Source organism: Streptomyces sp. NPDC039465 (assembly GCF_055639315.1).
This window is the reverse complement of sequence record NZ_JBVKAP010000001.1, coordinates 939349-956595: the sequence shown is the minus strand read 5'-3', so window position 1 is coordinate 956595 and position 17247 is coordinate 939349. Positions and strand designations below refer to the sequence as shown.

Below are 17247 nucleotides of genomic sequence, written 5' to 3'. Positions count from 1 at the left end.
TCCCTGCCGCGAAGGCGTCCGGCACCGACGACGTCATCGCCGGACACCTCCACGAGGCCACATCGGCACCACTTCGCCCGCGCTTACGTCATCCCCGTCGGCTGACCGGGGTTATTCCTCGGAGGCGGCCGGGTCGCGCAGCGGGCGCAGCGAACCGTCGCCGTGGGAGCGGACGATCGGGTACCGGCCATGGAAATTAATGTGTTCGTGGACCAGCGGAGAGAGCCGGGAACGGATCTCCGGTGAGATGGTCAGCCCGCCAGCCTGAAGCTCCTTGACGGCGGCGTCCATGTAGAGGGTATTCCACCAGACCACCGCGTTCAGCGCCATGCCCAGCGCCCCCAACTGATCCTCCATCCCCTCCCGGTAGGCGTGCCTGAGTTCGCCGAGCCGTCCGAAGAAGATGCTCCGGGCCAGCGCGTGGCGGCCTTCGCCGATGTTGAGCTGGACACCGATCATGCGCCGGTATGCCTCGGAGTCGATGAACTGGAGCAGGTGGAGGGTCTTGAAGATCCGGCCGTAGTGCGCGAACGAGTCGCCCAGGCCCGTCATGCGGTCGCCGCTGGTCATCATCCGCAGCAGGTCGTACGCCCGCACCTTGCCGGTCTGCAACGACCCGGCGACGCGGAGCATGTCCTCCCAGTTCTGCCGGATCCGCTCGACCTGCACGCGCTGGCGTGAGACCGGCTGGAGCGGCCCGTAGTCCTTGGACATGTCCAGGCGCCACAACCGCGCGTCGGAGATGTCGGCGATCCTGGGGGAGAACTGGTAGCCGCAGATCGCGAAGAGCCCGAAGACAAGGTCGCTGTACGAACCGGTATCGGTGATCACGATCTCCGGGCGGACCGGGCCGTCGAGATTGAACATCGCGTCCAGGATGCCGAGCGAATCACGCAGCGTGCCGGGCATCACGATGCCGCCCAGACCCATCACCCGGTCCGAGACGACGTTGAGCCAGGTCGCCCCGCGACCCGTCGAAAAATACTTCCGGTTCGGCCTGGTATGTATAGACCTGAGGGGGACAGTGAAGCGCATCCCATCGGCGGAGGCAACGTGCCCGCCACCCCAGTCCGAGGCGAGGTCGATATCACCCTGCCGGCCGACCAACAGACCGGAAGCGGCGCTCACACCGGGCAGGTTCCAGTAACCCCAGTCCGCCGCCGACAACCGCGAGCGGGTCAGCGCCTTCTCCCCCGGCTTGATGACCGGCTCCAACCCGATGTTCGTGGACTTGCTGACCAAAAGCGCGGTGAGCGTGAGGTCAAGATCCTGCGGCCGGGCGACCTTCCCGCCGATGTGCTCAAAGGGGTCGAACATGCCGGTACGGGCATGGACTTCCAGCAGCAACTCCGGATAGTCGATCCTCGGCAGCATCGCCTGCACCGCGTCGTGCACCGGCTTGAACCCCGCGGGCTCGGGCTCCGCCTCCAGCCGGTCCAGGCGGATCTTCCCCTCCAGGATGTCCACCGCCGCGTTCTGGGGCAGGCCTCCGCGACATGCGCGTACATCTCATCCAGCAGCACCTCCAGCTCGCCCAGGTGCTCGTCCGCACTGCCCGAGAGTTCCAGCGCGGTCAGCACCCTCGGCCTGTTGACCTGCCAGTCCGGCCCGGACAACAGCCTCGCCCGCGGATCACCCCAGTTGTCCGCACCCCTGGCGAACACATCCCGGCGCTTAAGCGCCGTGTGCAGCCCCTCCAGCACACAGAACGTCCACGCATGCTTGTCGATGTACCCGTTCACCGCCAGCAGCGGATTACCCAGCACCAGGCGCCGCCACGTGCCGTCCAGCAGCGACGCGTCGATGTGCTCGGGACCGGGCTTGCGCCGAGCCTGAACCTTCGGCAGCTCCCGCAGCGCCTCCACCAGCGGCGTACCGGCCTGCGTCGCACCCCACGGAATCACCTCCGCCAGCAGCGAGGTGAACGGCCGCACCGTCGCGTACCGCTCCAGCAACTGCTTGCGCCAGGCGGTATCCGCGTCCTCATCCGCACCCTCGGGCAGCAGCTCGCCGAGCTCCACGATCGCCTTGGCCAACTCTTCCCGGGTGACAAGCTGCTCGATCCGCTCCCACGCCTGAGCCACACTCAGCGGCACCGGCTCCCCGCCACCCTCACCGCCGTCGCTCTCGATGGGCACGTCGAGGAGCACGGAGAGCGCACTGGCCACCTTCGCCGCCGCCTTCCGCAGCCGCGGCAGCCCCTTCAGCTTCGCCTTGTCCTCCTCACGCTCCGCACGGGCCAGCAGCTTCGTAGCCATCAACACATCGAACAGCGTCAGCGCGTCATCGACCGAGGCCCCCTCCAAGTGCCGCATCGTGGCCAGCACCGTCGCCGTACGCCGCGGCTCCGCCAGCCTGCGCAGCGTCGGCGCATGCGCGCTCATCCCGTACCGGGCCAGCTCCGCCAGCTTCACCGGCGGCACCCGCCACAAGTCCAGCTCACCGGACTTCACCCCGTGGATGTCCCGCGTCCGCTCCAACGCGGCCTTCTGCCCCCGCCCCGACACATCCCGCGGACCCTTGCGCCACCCCTCCAGCACAGACCGTGCGGCACCCTCGGGGACGTCGAGGAGCTCCAGCAGCCCCCGGCGGAACTCCGGCTCCACCGGGGCGTCCACCACCGAGTAGATCAGCGACTGCTCGCCGGTACGGACCTCACCGACCAGTCGCGCCAGCTGAGTGAGCCCCGGCATCAGCACCCGGTTACGCAGCAGCCACGTCACCGCCCGGTCGAACAGCGCCCGCGGTCCCTCGTTCGACACCCACACCCGCCCGGCGATGTACTCCCGCAGGGCCAGGTCGCCGTCCTCGAAGTCGCGGATCTTCAGCAGCCTCCGGATCTCGCGGGCGTGCTCGTGCTGGGTCGGCAGCCGCTCCGGGTACAGCTTCAGACACGACGGATCATCGATCCCCAACTGTTCCGCGACGAACTCGGCCACCCCAGGCGGCACTTCGGCCGACGCCGACAAGAAAGTGCCCAGCATCCGTACGGTGCCCCACTGAACCGCCCAGCCCAGCCGATTGTGAGGCCGACGCTTGGCCGACGCCTGCTCCAGCGCCACCGTGTCCAGCCGGAAGAACTCCTCCAGCTCCTGCGCTGACGGCTCCCCGGCGAAACGTCCATACCGGGCTGTCTGATCTTCTGAAAGATACTCAACAGTCACGACTCGTGACGCTAGGCAACAGGCGTCACAGTCGTCCCGGTAGTGATCGAACCGAGACCCCCCGACCCATGATCATTCCTTAGCGTTCAATCCAGCAGCGTTACCGGCGGGACCCCATCTCGGCGGTTTTCGGCCGAGAGTAGGGCGGGGGACTTGGGTCGGATCTCACCCCCCGGCGTCACTCACCGTACGCACGCCCCCAGAGGAAATGCCCCGATCCGTCCCAGGCGCGGGGCCGAGGATTCTTGGATTCGTGCCTTCCGTTTTGTTTCTGTCGGATGGCTGTAACGTACAGGCGAATGTCACGCGGGGTCACTGTGGCCTGCGGGTACGTCCCCCAGCGGGGCGGCCGGAAGGGGCGGGTGGGGGCTGACAGAGATCGACTTCCGGGGTCACGATCAAGGCGCGTCGATCTCTGCCCCACGAAAGGACATCGATGTCACTAAAGGTGCTGCTCGCCAACGCCCCCAACCCCACCGCCAACGGAAACGCCTCCAACTACGCCTGCTACCCCCACATCGGCGTCGTCCAGCTGGCCACCGCCGTGCGCGACACCTACGGCGGGCAGGTGGAGCTACGCGTGGTCGACGGGGGCATCAGCAATACCGCGCAGGTCCAGCAGGCCGTAAGGGACTTCGCGCCGGACGTCGTCGGGATCAGCGCGCTGACGCCGACCTACGGCGAGGCCGTCAAGATCGCCGCCACCGCCAAGCAGGGCGGGGCCCGGGTCGTGCTGGGGGACGATCACGCCGGGTTCTTTCCCGAGCTGATCCTGGGAAACCGGCCCGAGATCGACTACATCGTCGCCAACGACGTCGGCGAGACGCCGTTCGTCGAGCTCATAGGCGCCCTGTTACGCGGCGGTTCCGTCGACGGTGTCTCCTCGCTCGTCCACCGCCGCGACGGCGCCGTCGTGGCCAACCCCGCGCCGCAGTACGCCCTCACCGACCGCAACACCATCCCCGACCTCGGCTTCATACGCGACGAGCTCGACATCTACGCGGAGAACTACCGCGAGCAGTTCGGGCACCTCCACAGCCACAAGGTCATCCCCATCACCGTCAACAACGCTCGCGGCTGCGAGAACGGCTACAAGCGCTGCACGTACTGCAGCATCGCCGACCTCAGGGTCAACACCGGTGACCCGCGCGGCTTCTGGAAGGCCATCGACGTCTACAACCGGGAATTCGGCATCAACCTCTTCTTCGAGGTGTACGACAGCTTCACCGCCAGCCCCCGCTACGTCGACGCCCTCATCGACGTCACCCCTCCGCATCTGCGCCGGCGCATCGACAACGGCGAGCTCGAAGTCATGGTCTACGCCCGGGCGCTCGGCCTCACCAAACGCAACAACGTCGACAAGTGCCGCCGCCTCGGGGTGACCCGCGTCAACATCGGGCTCGACGCCGCCGACCCGGAGATGCTGGAGGCCCAGCGGAAGAACAAGACCACCGACGCCACCAACCTGGAGGCGATCCGGATGCTCAACAAGGCCGGGATCTCCGTGCACGCCTCGTACATCGCCGGCGCGCCCGGCGAGCGGGCCCGCACCCTGGACCGGACCATCGACGGCATCCGGCAGATGCTCGGCGAGGTGGAGCTGTCGTCCGTGGAGTTCTCGCGGTTCATACCGCTGCCCAACAGCCCCGCCTGGGACCTCCTCGTCGACTACGAGCGGCCCTCCTTCTTCAAGAACAGCGCCGACATCGACGCCTACCTGGCCGGTCTGGACATCACGATCACGCCCGAGAAGCGCGCCGAGCTGTACGACCGCTTCGGCGAGGAGGACCTCCTCGACATCGAGGAACTCGCCGCCGCCTGGGCCGAGAACTTCACCCACATCACCGAGGAGTACGCGCTGAGCCGGATCGCCGACGTCGACGAGCTCGTCACCGCGCACAACGTACGTACCGGCAACAACGTCGGATAGCCACCCGCGCGTCCGGCACACACGTCCGGCAGCCACGAAGGGAGAGATCGATGCTGGGAGTCACCAACCTTTCCACCTACGCCCTGGGGACCCTCCTCATCATTCTTCTCCCGGGCCCCAGTTCGCTGTACACGCTGTCCGTCGCCGCCCGCCGCGGCGTACGGACCGGATACCGCGCCGCGGCCGGTGTCTTCATCGGGGAGGCCCTGCTGATGGTCGGCACCGCGGCCGGGCTCGCCTCGCTGCTGCGGACCAACGCGCTGGTCTTCTCGGTGATCAAGTACGCCGGGGCCGGCTACCTCGCCTGGATCGCCGTCGGGATGATCCGCGCGGCCTGGGGGCTCTGGCGCGACCGCCACCTTCCCGCGGAGACCGCGGCGGCGGACACGGCCGGCGGCGGGGACGAGCGGCCCTTCCGGCGCTCGCTGGTGATCACCCTGCTCAATCCGAAGGCGATCCTCTTCTTCATCTCCTTCTTCGTGCAGTTCGTGGACCCGGCCTATCCGCACCCCGCGCTGTCCTTCACCCTCCTCGCCGGGATCTACCAGGTGATCAGCGTGAGCTATGTGACCGTACTCATCCTGGCCGGCACCTACCTCTCCGCGCAGTTCCGCCGCCGCAGGCGGCTGTCCGCCGGGCTGACCAGCGGCGCCGGGGCGCTGTTCCTCGGGTTCGCCGCCAAGCTCGCGACCACCAACGGCTGACACACACAGCAGACACAACGCCGAAGGGCGCCCCGGCCACCACGGCCGGGGCGCCCTTCGGGGCACACGCGTTACTTCGTCAGGTTCGTCGGCTGCGCCGGCGGCAGCGGGGTCGCCGCCACGCCCTGCGGGGAGGTCGGCGAGGCGAAGGCCGAGGGCGCCGCCATACCCGCCGTCGGGTCCGGGGTGGACTCCTCAGCCGGAGCCGGAAGGCCGCCGACGATCCGGATGCCGGCCTCGTCGAAGGCGCGCTTGATGCGCCAGCGCAGCTCGCGCTCGACGCCCAGCGCCTTGCCCGGCATGGTCTTCGCGGAGACCCGGACGGTCATGGAGTCGAGCAGGACCTCGTTCAGGCCGAGGATCTCCACCGGGCCCCACAGCCGCTCGTTCCACGGCTCTTCCTTGGCCAGCGCTTCCCCGGCCTCGGTGATCACCGCGCGGACGTGGTCCAGGTCCTCGGTCGGGCGGACGGTGACGTCGACCCCGGCCGTCGCCCAGCCCTGGCTGAGATTGCCGATCCGCTTGATCTCGCCGTTGCGGACGTACCAGATCTCGCCGTTGTCGCCGCGCAGCTTCGTCACCCGCAGGCCGACCTCGATCACCTCACCGGAAGCGACACCCGCGTCGACCGAGTCACCGACCCCGTACTGGTCCTCCAGGATCATGAAGACGCCGGAGAGGAAGTCGGTGACGAGATTGCGGGCGCCGAAACCGATCGCCACACCCGCCACACCGGCGGACGCGAGCAGCGGCGCCAGGTCGATCTTGAAGGCGCCGAGGATCATCAGCCCGGCCGTGCCCAGGATCAGGAACGACGCGACCGAACGCAGGACCGAACCGATCGCCTCGGAGCGCTGGCGGCGCCGCTCGGCGTTGACGAGCAGGCCGCCCAGCGCGGTGCCCTCGACGGCCTGGGCGGAGCGGTTCATCCGCTCGATCAGCTTCGTCAGCGCACGCCGTATGGCCATCCGCAGCAGCAGTGCCACCACGATGATCAGCAGGATGCGCAGACCGGTGTTGAGCCAGGTGGACCAGTTCTCCTCCACCCAGCCCGCGGCGTTGGTCGCCTTCTGCGCGGCCTCGTCGAGAGTGACGGGACCGTTCAGCGGGTCGGCGGCCAGCGACGGGGCGGACCAGGGCACGGTGGGTACCTCCAGGCAATGCGTAGGGCGGACCAACCACACTAACGGGGCATCGGGTGTGCTCCCCCAGCCTTGTTCGAGGGAGAGACGAGCCTCACCCGGGGAAGCTCCCAAGAGGCAATCAATACCCCCGTCATGTGGTCGACGCCACAAAATCCTCCCGACCCGTTACGAGGACGTGGTGGCGCTTCGACCAGGCATGAGGAGAGACTGAGAGCAGTTCGTCCCGGCGCGAGCCACGCGCCGCCGGCGCCATAGGAGGCATCCGTGCCGCATGTCCTGGTCCTCAACGCGTCGTACGAGCCCCTCGGCGTCGTACCGCTCCGCCGCGCGCTCGTCCTCGTCCTCGAGAACAAGGCACTCTGCCTCGAGGAGTCCGGCGCCTTCATGCACAGCGAGACCCGTGTCATCCCCGCACCCAGCGTGGTCCGGCTGAAGCGCTTCGTGCGGGTCCCCTACCGGGGGCCCGTTCCTCTGACCCGCAGAGCGCTCTTCGCCCGGGACGGCGGACGCTGTATGTACTGCGGTGGCGTCGCAACCAGCGTCGACCACGTCATTCCGCGCAGCCGCGGCGGGCAGCATGCCTGGGAGAACGTGGTCGCCGCCTGCCGCCGCTGCAACCACGTCAAGGCCGACCGCCACCTCCTGGAGCTCGGCTGGCGCCTGCGCCACCAGCCCGCGCCGCCCACGGGACTGGCCTGGCGCATCATCGGCACGGGGCATAGGGACCCGCGCTGGCTGCCCTACCTGCAGCCGTACGGCGCGGACGACGCGATGGCCCGGATCGACGGCATCTCTGCCTGAGAGCGGGTTTTTTTGTACCCCGGCACGGGAAGCCCCGGCCGGGGTCCCTCTCACTCCTGGGGCGCTCCGGGCGTCACGGATGCTTCCGGCGCCCCCGACGCGCCCGGCGCCTCCGGTGCTACGGGCGCGCCCGGCGCACTCCCGGCGACCTCGTACGCCTCCACGCTCCACAGCGAGTAGCCGTACCGGGTCGCCCGGCCGTCCCCCTGGATCCGAACGAAGCGGGCGTCCGGGGCGTCCATGCGGATCGATTCCTCACCGCCCCGGCTGTCCGGGACCGTCGCCGCCGTGCGCCAGACGACCCCGTCGGACGACACCTGGACGCGGTACTTCGAGGCGTGCGCGTCCTGCCAGCGCAGCACGACCCGGCCGAGCCGGACCGGCCGGGGCAGCTCCAGCTGCCACCACGCGCCGTCCTCGGCCGGCGAGGACCAGCGGGTGTCCGGATCCCCGTCGAGGGCCGCGGCGGCCGGGAAGTCGGGGGTCTCGTCGCCGGACGACGAGGCCGTGCCCGTACGGGCCAGGTCCACCGCGTCCGTCCGCGGGAAGGCCCGGACCGTGAGGACCCGCTCCTCCCCGGCGAAGGAGACCGGGACGCGGTACTCGCCCGCCGGGGTGCCCGGCGCCACCGAGACGTCCATCGGGACCGTCGCGCGCGTGCCGCGGGGAACCGTCGTCTCCTTGGGCAGCCTCACCACGATGCCCGCCGGGGCCTTGGCGGTGAGCGTGCCCCGGACCTCGTCGGGGCGCTGCGCCGACAGGACGACGTCCACCCGCTGGGCCGGGCCGCCGATCTCCGCGTCCGCCTGGTTGCGCGACAGCGCGAGGGCGGCCCGCGGAGCGTCGCCGAACCACGGGACGAGCTTGCGTACGGCCGGTGCCGCGCCGGTGCCGTCCCACACGATCCGTACCGCGTCCGCCCGCAGCCCCTTGGCGTCCGTCTGGGTCCAGCCGCTCGTCGACAGCGGGCCGAGCAGGCGCCAGCCCTCGCCGGGGACGTACGCCTCCACGCGCGCGCCGTCACCCGTGCCGGGCTCGGTCATCACGGTGAGTGTCTCCACCGGCCGCGTACGGTCCAATGTCACGGTGTACGCCTCGGAGGCGCGGGAGACCGTACCGGCCTTGCGGTCGGCGCCCGTCCAGGCCGCGCCCTCCTTGACCGCCCGGTCCAGGAACGGGTCCAGGACCCCCTTGCCGACGGTGACCCGGCTCGCCCGGACGGCCCGGCGCAGCGGCTCCAGGGCCAAGGAGGCCTGCCAGGCCGCCGTGCCGTCGCCGCGGGCCTGGGCCTGGAGCATGTCGACCGCGTACTCACCCGCCCGGCCGTACCGCGCCAACTGCTCGAGCCACGGACCCACTTCGTCGTCCAGACGGCCGTCCGCCAGCCCCTTCAGGCGCTGCGGGGCCTCCCGCATCACGGTGAAGGCCGCGCGCAGCTCGCGGGCGGCCTTGTCCCGGGCCGGTGCGCCCGCTCCCGTACGCGTACGCCAGAAGGCGTCCAGCAGCGGCCTGAGGTAGGCGGACTCGGACGGGGAGAGGATCGACGAGGAGTCGTTGCCGGCGAGCGCACGCAGCGCCTCCCGGGTCTTCGGGTCGCCACCCGCGAGATCGTTCACGGCGGCGTCCCAGGACTCCTGCGCCACGTAACCCTTCGGGTTCCAGGCGAAGTCAGCGGCCGTGAAGAGCGGGATCCGGGACGCGGACGGCTGCGCCATCGCCTGGGCGAGGAAGGCGGCCGAGCCGGACGCCACGGCCGGCTCACGGCCCCGCGAGGGGCCGAGGAAGAGCCGGTCCTGCGCCCAGTCGTTGACCGGGTAGTTGTCCATGGTGACGAGCGGATGCCGGAACGCGTCGCGGGCACCGGCCAGTTCACGGCCGGTGATCGTGCGCGGCACCACACCGACGCCCGTCCACGCCACCCGCACCCGGCCGTCCAGCTTGGCGGCGAGCGCCGTGCGGTAGGCGGTCGCGCCGTCCTGGTAGTACTCCGTCGGCATCACCGTCAGCGGCTCCGCGTCCGGGTACCGCTCGGCCAGGTGCCGGTCCAGCGCACCGGCCACGCGCGCGTGGGCGGCGGCCGCCGCCTCGGGACCCCGGCCGAAGGTGTCCGCGTCCCGGTCGCAGTGCCACTCGCTGTAGCTGACGTCCTGGAACTGCAGCTGGAAGGCGCGCACGCCCAGCGCCCACATGGCGTCCACCTTGCGGGTGAGCGCCTTGACGTCGTCGTCGGAGGCCAGGCACATCGACTGGGCGGGCGACACGGCCCAGGCGACGGTCACGTGGTTGGCCCGGGCGCGCTCGGCCAGCTCCCGGAAGGCGGCGCGCTGTTCGGCCGGGTACGGATCGCGCCACTGGGTCTGGCGGTACGGGTCGTCACCGGGCGCGTAGAGGTATCGGTTCTGCTTGGTGCGGCCCATGAAGTCGAGCTGCGTCAGCCGCTCCTGGTGGCTCCACGGGCGTCCGTAGAACCCCTCGGACAGGCCCCGGACCTTTGTGCCGGGCCAGTCCCTGACCTCCACGCCGCGCAGCGAACCGGTTCTCCTGTCGAGGAGTTGGCGCAGCGTCTGCACGGCGTGGAACAGCCCGTCGGTGCCGACGCCGTCGACCGCAACCGTCGGCCGGCCCTGGAAGCGGCCGGTCGCCAGGCGGTAGCCGCCGTCCGGCAGATCGGCGCGTTCGGGCACGCGCAGGGCGCGCAGCGCCTCCTGCGCGCCGGGGCCGCCGAGGCGCACGACCGCGCCACGCCCCGGCAGTGCCGGGTGGACGGTCCGTACCCCAGCCTCCGCGAGCAGACCGCGCAGCGCGGCGACGGCGTACGGATCGACGCCGGGGGACAGCAGCAGGGTCACCTCGTCCTTGAGGACGACGGACGGCCCTGTGGTCCGCAGCGACTGCGGACGCGGCCATATGGCGGGTTGCCCGGCGGAGTCGGCGCGCTCGGGAGTGTCGGGCGCGGTGGTGGCCGGGTCGATGGGGGAGTGTGGTGCGGCCGGGGCGGCGACCGCGCCGGGGGCGGTGCCGAAGAGCCCGCCGATCACGGCGATCGCCACGGCCGTCGCGGTCCGCTTGCTGCGCCCGAGCTGCACGTCTGTCTCCTCGACCTTCCTTGTCCCACCGTTGGGTTTCGAGCCGATGGGTTGTGAGCCCACCACCGACCCGGTGAAGGTGTCAATGTGCGTGGCCGTTGTGTCCGTTTTGCCTGGTGGGATGGGCTGTAGGTCTGCCTGGCCGCCGACTGGGTAGGGCTGAGGTGTCCCCCTCGCCCGGACGATCACCGAGACCCGTCCCGGAGATCCCCGACCCGAACAGGAGGCCCCCGTGGCCGCATCCGCGCAGCTGCTGCTGTCCGCCCTCTCGAAACAGGTCCCCGGACCCCGCGCCGACCACGCGATACCCCTCACGAGCGAGCCCCCGCTCGCCGACGCCGCCCCGCTCACCAGCGAACCGCCGCTCGCCGAAGCGGCCCCCCTGACCAGCGAACCGACCTCCCCCGGTACCGCCGGCGGCATGGAGTCGCCCGGCATGTGACTCATCCCCTAGGAGCCCGCATGGCCCCCACGCCCCTGGCCCGGCTCGCCGCGATGCACTCGGTCGCCACCGCGTACTCCCCGTCCGAAGGCGTCACGGTCCAGGTGCCGGACGCCACGGTCGTCGCGGTCCTCGCCGCGCTGGACGTGGACGCGTCCGACGAACGGGCCGTCGCGGCCTCCCTGGCGGCCGCGGAGGCCGCGCGGGCCCGGCGGCTGCTGCCCGCGACGGTGGTGCTCTGGACGGACGACCCGGCCCCGCCGGACGCCCTCGCCGCGCTGCCACCCGGCACGCGCGTGTGGGTCACCCCGGAGGACGGCACGGAGCCCGTGCTCTGGCGCCTGCCCGAGGACCCGCCCGGCGCCAGGCCCGGCGCCCGGCCCGGTCTCGGCGTGCACCGGCTGGACGTACGGACCTCCGACGGTCGGGAGGCCACGGCCACGCTGATCGTGGCGCCGCCGGCCGCCCCGCGGCCCGCGGGGCGGGGCTACGGGCTGCTCGTGCAGCTGTACTCGCTGCTGTCCGCGCGCTCCTGGGGCATGGGTGATCTCGGGGACCTCAGGGAGCTCGCCGACTGGGCGGGCCGGGCCCACGGCGCCGACTTCGTCCAGGTCAACCCCCTCCACGCGGCCGTCCCCGGCACCCCCACCGACCCGTCCCCCTACCGCCCCTCCTCCCGCCGCTTCCCCGACCCCGTCCACCTGCGGATCGAGGACATCGACGAATACGCGTACGTCGCCCCGCACCACCGGGCCGAGCTCGACACGGTCCTCGCCGACGCCGCCGAGCTCCGCGAAGGGGTGCTGCGCAAGGGCGCGTTGATCGACCGGGACGCCGTATGGGCCCTGAAGCGGCGCGCCCTTGAACTCGTACGGACCGTCCCGCTCGGCCCCGGACGACGCGCCGCCTACGAGGACTTCCTCGCCCGGCAAGGACAGCCCCTGGCCGACCACGCCACCTGGTGCGCACTCGCCGAGCAGTACGGCTCCGCGCCCCACACCTGGCCCGAGGCGCTGTGCGATCCCCGCTCCGCCGCCATCGCCCACGCGCGCGTGGAGCTCGCCGACCGCATCGCCTTCCACAGCTGGCTGGCCTGGCTGACGGACCAGCAGCTCGCGGCGGCCGCCCGGGCCGCCCGCGACGCGGGGATGCGGGTCGGGATCGTCCACGACCTCGCCGTCGGGGTGCACCCGGACGGCGCCGACGCGTGGGCCCGGCCCGACGCCTACGCCGCCGGGATGTCCGTCGGCGCCCCGCCCGACGCCTTCAACGCCCGCGGCCAGGACTGGGGCCTGCCGCCCTGGCGCCCCGACGCGCTGGCCTCCTCCGGCTACGCCCCGTACCGCGACCTGCTCCAAGGCCTGCTGCGGCACGCGGGCGCCCTGCGCATCGACCACGTCATGGGGCTCTTCCGGCTCTGGTGGGTGCCCGCGGGCCATGAGCCCGCCGACGGCTCGTACGTCCGCCACGACGCCGACGCCATGCTGGCCGTCCTCGTCCTGGAGGCCCACCGCGCGGGCGCCGTCGTCATCGGCGAGGACCTCGGCACCGTCGAACCGGGGGTCCGCGAGGCGCTGCGGCGGCGCGGGATCCTCGGCACCTCCGTGCTCTGGTTCGAACGCGACTGGGCCGGCGACGGCCTCCCGCTGCCGCCGGAGCGCTGGCGCGAAGGCTGCGTCGCCACCGCCACCACCCACGACCTGCCGTCCACCGCCGCCCGCCTCACCGGCGACCACGTCACCCTGCGCCACCGCCTCGGCCTGCTCACCCGCCCCCTGGAGCGCGAGCGGGCCGAGGACGCCGCCGACACCGCCGAATGGCTGGCCCGCCTTGGCGTGGACCCGCTCCTCGGGGACGAGGAGGCCGCGATCCAGGCCGTCTACCGCTTCCTGCTGCGCACCCCCGCGCTTCTCACCGGCCTCTGGCTGCCCGATGCCGTCGGAGACCGGCGCCCCCAGAACCTGCCCGGCACCTGGGACCAGTACCCGAACTGGCGACTGCCGATCGCCGACGCCGAAGGCCGCCCGGTCATCCTCGAAGAGCTCGCCGCCTCCCCACGCGCGCGTGCCCTGCTGCACGCCCTCCGGGCCCGTACGGCACCCCCGGACGCGCGGCCGGTCTAGGCGTTCGCTACGTTTGCACCGTGGACAAGAAGAACACCCTGCGCGCCGGTGCTGTCGCGGCCGGTACGACGCTGATGATGCTGCTCATGTCGTCCCCCGCGCTCGCGCTCACCCGCGACGACGGTGACGACCCGGGTCAAGGCCTGAGCGTGGCCGCGACGCTCGGCTGGTACGTCGCCGCGCCGATCGTGCTGTTCCTGGTGATCGCCGGTCTGGTGATGGTGCTCGACAAGTCCAAGGACCGCGTCACCAAGAGCTGAAGCCGGTGGACCCCCAGGGGGTCCCCGCACCCTTCCCCGAAGGCGCCGCATACGCGGCGCCTTCTTTTCGATTCACACCACGGTCGTCGCCAGCAGCTTCCGCAGCAGCGCCGCCAACTGCTCCCGCTCCTCCGGGTCCAGCGCCGCCTCCAAGGCCGCCCGCTGCTGCGCCAGCCCGGCCGCCACGGCCTCGTCCACCAGCTCGCGGCCCCGCTCGCTGAGCGTCACCCGCAGGCCGCGCCGGTCGTTCGGGTCAGGGCTGCGGCTGAGCAGGCCCGCCTTCTCCAGCTTGTCGAGGCGGCCCGTCATCCCGCCCGTGGTGATCATCAGCGTCGCCGTCAGCTCGCGCGGCGAGAGCGTGTACGGCTCGCCCGAGCGGCGCAGCGTCGCCAGTACGTCGAACTCCCCGAGGGACATCCCGCCGTACGGCGCGTACGCCTTGTCGACGCGGCCGCGCATGGCCTGGGCCAGGCGGTAGATCCGCCCGAAGACCGCCATCGGGAGCGTGTCGAGGTCGGGCCGTACGACAGCCCACTGGGCGGTGATGGCGTCGACGGCGTCGCGGGCGGCGGGGCTGGTCGTCCCCGGGTCCTCCGGGCTCTCCCTGTTCTCCATGTCGGCGGTCTCCTTACGGGTGATTCGGCTGGGCGCGAGAAGTCGCTGCCGAGAAAGTAACTCAGGAGCGAGCAACTTGCGAGGAAGCCTCTTGCGTATAAGTAGCTTAGCGCTAAGCTACTTACTGCAAAGCCACCTCACAGGGGGGACCCCGTCATGTCCCGCAAGGCCGCCGTCGTCGCACTCACCGCACTCGCCCCGATCTCCTGGGGCTCCACCTACTTCGTCACCACCGAGTTCCTGCCGCCCGACCGTCCCCTCTTCACCGGGCTGATGCGGGCCCTGCCCGCCGGGCTGCTGCTGCTCGCCCTCACCCGCAAGCTGCCGCGGGGCGCCTGGTGGGGGAAGGCGGCGGCGCTCGGGGCGCTCAACATCGGCGCCTTCTTCCCGCTGCTCTTCCTCGCCGCCTACCGACTCCCCGGCGGCCTCGCGGCGGTCTTCGGCTCCGTCGGACCGCTCTTCGTCATCGGGCTCGCCGCCCTGTTCCTCGGGGAGAAGCCGACCGTCCGGGGCCTGCTCGCCGCCGTCGCGTCGGCGCTCGGCGTCAGCCTGGTCGTGCTGAAGGCGACCGGAGCGCTCGACGTGGTCGGGGTGGGGGCCGCGCTCATCTCCGCCGCCTCCATGGCCGCCGGGACCGTCTTCACCAAGCGCTGGGGGCGCCCGGAAGGGGTGGGTGCGCTGGCGATGACCGGCTGGCAGCTCACCGCCGGCGGGCTGATCATCGCTCCGGTCGCCTTCCTGCTCGAAGGGGCGCCGCCCGCCCTCGACACCACCAACCTGCTCGGCTACACCTACCTCGCCTTCGGCAACACCGCGGTCTCCTACTGGCTCTGGTTCCGCGGGATCGGACAGCTGAGCGCCACCTCCGTGACCCTCCTCGGCCCGCTCTCGCCGATCACCGCCGCCGTCATCGGCTGGGCCGCGCTGGGCGAGGCGCTCACGCCTGTACAGCTGCTCGGCATGGCGATCGCCTTCGGCGCCACCCTGGTCGGTCAGCGCCCCGCACGACCGTTCAGTTCAACTGAAAAGCTCGATCGGGAAGTTTCGATGGACCTGAAGAATGTGGCGGTGCGACGGTAGTCCCACGACCCACCCCACCCGCAGAGAGGAACCCCGTGGCACTCCTGGACCACGTCCGCACCGCAGAGCCCACCACCGCGCGCCGCGTGCGCCGGGGCGCCGGCCTCGGTCTGCTGCTGGCGGCGCTCGCCACGGTCGTCTGGTCCGGCAGCTTCGTCACCGCCCGCGCCCTGCACGACTCCGTCCCACCGGTCCAGGCCGCCTTCTGGCGCTGGATCGTCGCCCTCCTCGCCGTCGCCCCCTTCGCGCTCCGCGAGACCTGGCGCCGACGCCAGGTGATCCGCCGTCACTTCCGCTTCGTCGCCCTGGCCGCGCTGCTCGGCGTCACCGTCTACAACACCCTCGTCAACCAGGCCGGGCTCTCCACCTCCGCCGGCAACATGGGCATGATCATGGCCGCCTCGCCGGTGCTCATGGCGGTGTACGAAAGCCTCGGCGGCGCCCGGCTCGGCGCCCGCCGCGTCACCGGCATGCTGATCGCCTGCGCCGGGGTGCTCCTGCTGGTCGGCAAGGGCTCGCTCGCGCTCGACCTCGCCCCCGGCGATCTGTGGGTCATGGCGGCCGCGGTCTGCTTCGCCTCGTACAGCGCCCTGCTCAAGCGCCGCCCCGCCGAACTGGGCGGGCTGGTCTTCCTCTTCGCCACCTTCGCGCTCGGCGCGCTGATGCTGCTGCCGGTGTACGCGGCCAGCCTCGCCCTCCAGGGCGGCTTCGAGCCCACCCCGGGCACCGTCGCGCCCCTCGTCTACGTCGGCGTCTTCTCCTCCGCGGTCGCCTTCTTCGCCTGGAACAAGGCGATCGTCCTGATCGGCGCCGCCCGCGCCGGAGTTGTCTACTACCTCCAGCCCGTCTGTGTGGCGCTGCTCTCCTACGCCGTCCTCGGCGAGGACCTCGGCGCCCTGGGCGTGCTCTGCATGGCGCTCATCCTCGGCGGTGTGGCGCTCGCCTCGGCCCGCCGGAGGTAGGTTGCGCCCCATGACCGAGTGGGACATCAAGAAGCTCCAGATCCTGCGCACCCTGCGCGACCGCGGCACCGTCACCGCGACCGCCGAGGTGCTGCTCATGACCCCCTCGGCCGTCTCCCAGCAACTCACCAACCTCGCCAAGCAGCTGGGCGTAAAGCTCCTGGAGGCGCAGGGCAGACGGGTCCGGCTCACCGACGCCGCGCATCTCGTCCTGCGGCACGCCGAGGCCGTCTTCGCCCAGCTGGAGCGCGCCGACGCCGAGCTGGCCGGATATCTGCGGGGTGAGGCGGGCGAGGTGCGCCTCGCCGCGTTCTCGACCGCGGTGCCCGCGCTCGTCGTCCCCGCCGTCCAGCACCTGCGCGCCGCCCACCCCTCGCTCGCCGTCCGCGTCCGCGAGGCCGAGGCGGCGGAGGCGTACGAACTCCTCACCGCCGGCGAAGTCGACCTGGCGCTCTCGCTCGCCGCGCACGCCCCCTCCGCCCGCGATCCGAAGTACGCGCGCGTGCCGCTGCTCGCCGACCCGCTCGACGTCGCCCTGCCCGCCGGGCACCCCCTCGCCGACGCCCCCGGCCTGCGGCTGCACGACCTCTCCGCCGAGCCATGGATCTTCGGCGGCTCCGGGCCCTGGTCGGAGATCACCACCGCCGCCTGCGAAGCCGCCGGATTCGTACCGGAACAGGCCCACAGCGCCGCGGGCTGGACCGCGATCCTCGCCATGGTCGAGGCCGGGATGGGCATCGCGCTCGTCCCCCGCATGGCCTCCGCCGAGCGGCGCGCGGGCGTCGTGATGCGGGTGCTCTCCGCCGACCAGCCGCGCCGCCATGTCGTCGCGGCCGTACGGCGCGGCGCCGAGGAGGGGCCGGCGGTCGCCCGCGTCCTCGCGGCGCTGCGGCAGGCGGCGGCGGCTCGCGAGACCGTCTGAGCCTCTGGACGGG

The 17247-nt window shown here is 71.7% G+C and carries 14 protein-coding genes; 9 read left to right on the top strand and 5 right to left on the bottom strand.

The genetic code is table 11. The features are described from left to right. Positions 1-111: 111 nt before the first annotated feature. Positions 112-1296: a transposase gene (locus ACZ7LT_RS04390; RefSeq protein WP_471234786.1), complete on the bottom strand. Its 1185-nt coding sequence runs from the start codon at positions 1294-1296 to the stop codon at positions 112-114. Then, positions 1179-3164 carry a DUF4158 domain-containing protein gene (locus tag ACZ7LT_RS04385; protein WP_471234075.1) on the bottom strand — a complete coding sequence of 662 codons (1986 nt, stop codon included), beginning with the start codon at positions 3162-3164 and terminating at the stop codon, positions 1179-1181. Before ACZ7LT_RS04385 ends, ACZ7LT_RS04390 begins: the two co-directional genes overlap by 118 nt. A gap of 436 nt (positions 3165-3600) precedes the next feature. Here ACZ7LT_RS04385 and ACZ7LT_RS04380 point away from each other — a divergent pair, with 436 nt between their 5' ends. Then, positions 3601-5094 carry a B12-binding domain-containing radical SAM protein gene (locus tag ACZ7LT_RS04380; protein WP_471234071.1) on the top strand — a complete coding sequence of 498 codons (1494 nt, stop codon included), beginning with the start codon at positions 3601-3603 and terminating at the stop codon, positions 5092-5094. Between the two features lie 50 nt (positions 5095-5144). Then, complete coding sequence (gene leuE, locus ACZ7LT_RS04375; RefSeq protein ID WP_471234067.1) at positions 5145-5798, top strand: leucine efflux protein LeuE; 654 nt, start codon at positions 5145-5147, stop codon at positions 5796-5798. Positions 5799-5869: 71 nt separating this feature from the next. Here the strand turns inward: leuE and ACZ7LT_RS04370 are convergent, their stop codons facing one another. After that, on the bottom strand, positions 5870-6940 hold the full coding sequence (locus tag ACZ7LT_RS04370; protein ID WP_471234065.1) for a mechanosensitive ion channel family protein: 1071 nt from the start codon (positions 6938-6940) through the stop codon (positions 5870-5872). 267 nt (positions 6941-7207) lie between these two features. On the opposite strand from ACZ7LT_RS04370, the gene ACZ7LT_RS04365 reads away from it, so the two are divergent. After that, complete coding sequence (locus ACZ7LT_RS04365; RefSeq protein ID WP_471234061.1) at positions 7208-7744, top strand: HNH endonuclease; 537 nt, start codon at positions 7208-7210, stop codon at positions 7742-7744. A gap of 50 nt (positions 7745-7794) precedes the next feature. Here ACZ7LT_RS04365 and ACZ7LT_RS04360 read toward each other — a convergent pair whose 3' ends face one another. After that, positions 7795-10830 (bottom strand): beta-N-acetylglucosaminidase domain-containing protein, encoded by a 3036-nt coding sequence (locus tag ACZ7LT_RS04360; protein ID WP_471234057.1) that lies wholly within the window; start codon positions 10828-10830, stop codon positions 7795-7797. A gap of 232 nt (positions 10831-11062) precedes the next feature. Between ACZ7LT_RS04360 and ACZ7LT_RS04355 the strand changes: the two genes are divergently transcribed. The 3 genes from ACZ7LT_RS04355 to ACZ7LT_RS04345 are packed head-to-tail and all read left to right on the top strand — an operon-like array spanning position 11063 to position 13655. Further along, on the top strand, positions 11063-11272 hold the full coding sequence (locus ACZ7LT_RS04355) for a hypothetical protein (RefSeq protein ID WP_019886345.1): 210 nt from the start codon (positions 11063-11065) through the stop codon (positions 11270-11272). 20 nt (positions 11273-11292) lie between these two features. Next, on the top strand, positions 11293-13395 hold the full coding sequence (malQ, locus tag ACZ7LT_RS04350; protein ID WP_471234055.1) for a 4-alpha-glucanotransferase: 2103 nt from the start codon (positions 11293-11295) through the stop codon (positions 13393-13395). Between the two features lie 20 nt (positions 13396-13415). Then, positions 13416-13655 (top strand): hypothetical protein, encoded by a 240-nt coding sequence (locus ACZ7LT_RS04345; protein WP_471234051.1) that lies wholly within the window; start codon positions 13416-13418, stop codon positions 13653-13655. Between the two features lie 72 nt (positions 13656-13727). On the opposite strand, the gene ACZ7LT_RS04340 is transcribed toward ACZ7LT_RS04345, so the two are convergent. Continuing rightward, positions 13728-14270 carry a MarR family winged helix-turn-helix transcriptional regulator gene (locus tag ACZ7LT_RS04340; RefSeq protein ID WP_471234047.1) on the bottom strand — a complete coding sequence of 181 codons (543 nt, stop codon included), beginning with the start codon at positions 14268-14270 and terminating at the stop codon, positions 13728-13730. Between the two features lie 156 nt (positions 14271-14426). Between ACZ7LT_RS04340 and ACZ7LT_RS04335 the strand changes: the two genes are divergently transcribed. Genes ACZ7LT_RS04335 through ACZ7LT_RS04325 form a run of 3 tightly spaced genes read left to right on the top strand, consistent with a single transcriptional unit; the run spans position 14427 to position 17234 of the window. Then, entirely contained in the window at positions 14427-15350 is a 924-nt protein-coding gene (locus tag ACZ7LT_RS04335) for an EamA family transporter (protein ID WP_471234044.1), read from the top strand. A gap of 35 nt (positions 15351-15385) precedes the next feature. Continuing rightward, the gene (locus tag ACZ7LT_RS04330) at positions 15386-16312 is read left to right on the top strand and encodes a DMT family transporter (protein ID WP_471234041.1); all 927 of its coding nucleotides are present in this window, start codon (positions 15386-15388) and stop codon (positions 16310-16312) included. Positions 16313-16322: 10 nt separating this feature from the next. Continuing rightward, on the top strand, positions 16323-17234 hold the full coding sequence (locus ACZ7LT_RS04325) for a LysR substrate-binding domain-containing protein (RefSeq protein ID WP_471234037.1): 912 nt from the start codon (positions 16323-16325) through the stop codon (positions 17232-17234). Positions 17235-17247: the final 13 nt, after the last annotated feature.